Origin of the sequence: Pseudomonas sp. GW456-12-10-14-LB2 (genome assembly GCF_002884345.1) — a bacterium.
Classification (GTDB): Bacteria; Pseudomonadota; Gammaproteobacteria; order Pseudomonadales; family Pseudomonadaceae; genus Aquipseudomonas; species Aquipseudomonas paraglycinae.
Window position 1 is genome coordinate 1 of the sequence record NZ_POHV01000156.1, and the last position, 272, is coordinate 272.

The 272-nt window shown below is 66.5% G+C and carries 1 pseudogene; it reads right to left on the reverse strand.

Annotated features, from left to right (window positions below):
* A pseudogene (locus C1X29_RS28515) lies at positions 1 to 272 on the reverse strand (GMP synthase (glutamine-hydrolyzing)); the annotation flags it as partial.

Below are 272 nucleotides of genomic sequence, written 5' to 3' on the forward strand. Positions count from 1 at the left end.
GACTCGATCACGTCGGGGTAGAGCGTGCCCTGGGCCAGGAATTCGACGCCCTTGAGCTTCTTGGCTTCGGCGTCGAAGACCTCGATGAAGGTCTTGCCGATGATCTTGCGCTTGCGCTCGGGGTCGGTCACGCCCTTGAGGCGGCCGAGGAAGAGCTTGGAGGCGTCCACGACCTTCAGGTTGAGGCGCAGCTCCTGGCCCAGCACCTTCTCGGCGCGCTCGCGGTCGCCGTGGCGCAGGAGGCCGGTGTCGACGAACACGCAGTGCAGGCG